1 pseudogene is annotated in these 653 nt (G+C 35.7%); it reads right to left on the bottom strand.

The features are described 5' to 3' along the window. Positions 1 to 221: 221 nt before the first annotated feature. Positions 222 to 653, bottom strand: a pseudogene (locus ACFQ1G_RS01270) (DUF4886 domain-containing protein); the annotation flags it as partial.

Here is a 653-nt window from a genome sequence, read left to right as displayed (position 1 = left end):
AGTTTGTGACCGCATTTGAATCGAGATTAAGAGGAGTATGTTAATTAAAAGTAGTCTCATTTTTTAGCTTGGGCATAACGTTCCCGGTTAACGCAAGTAGCGGATGTTGGGGACGCGAATTTATCGGTTAAGTTATCTTTTTAAAGGTAGTCAAAAATGTCATTTTTAGCAGCCTCTTCCGCTATTTGCTCGTTAACCGATGTTGTGCCAAGTTTTACCTTTTAACTTGAGGCTTCTTTTAACAGATTGGCTGTCACCGTCTTCAGGTCTGCATTATATTTTAGCTTATTTGCTTTCTTGCCAGTTAGCAGTTCGTAGAAAATTGCAGCGCTTAAAAAAGCACCTTCCCTTGATGGATGCATATCGTCTTCAAGGAGATCGAGATTAGGATGTTTTTGCCTAACTTTTTCAAATAATACGGCGTGCTTTGTCAGAATGAGATTATTTTTGCTGGCCAATTCTTTATAACCAGATTCTAATAATTTAGAGTAATCTTTTTCATCTGAAATTTTAGGAGAACAGATTTTTTCACCAGGTTTGGCGTATTTTTCAATTACTACTGCGGGATAGCAGTATTCTTTTGGATAATCAATTTTTGTAGTCCAAGTGTTGAACAGAACATATTTTGATTGGCAATTACTTAAATTTAAAAT

It is taken from the genome of Salinimicrobium gaetbulicola (genome assembly GCF_042676025.1).
GTDB classification, from domain to species: Bacteria; Bacteroidota; Bacteroidia; order Flavobacteriales; family Flavobacteriaceae; genus Salinimicrobium; species Salinimicrobium gaetbulicola.
Note: the sequence above shows the minus strand (reverse complement) of the source record. Positions and strands in the feature narration are given on the sequence as shown.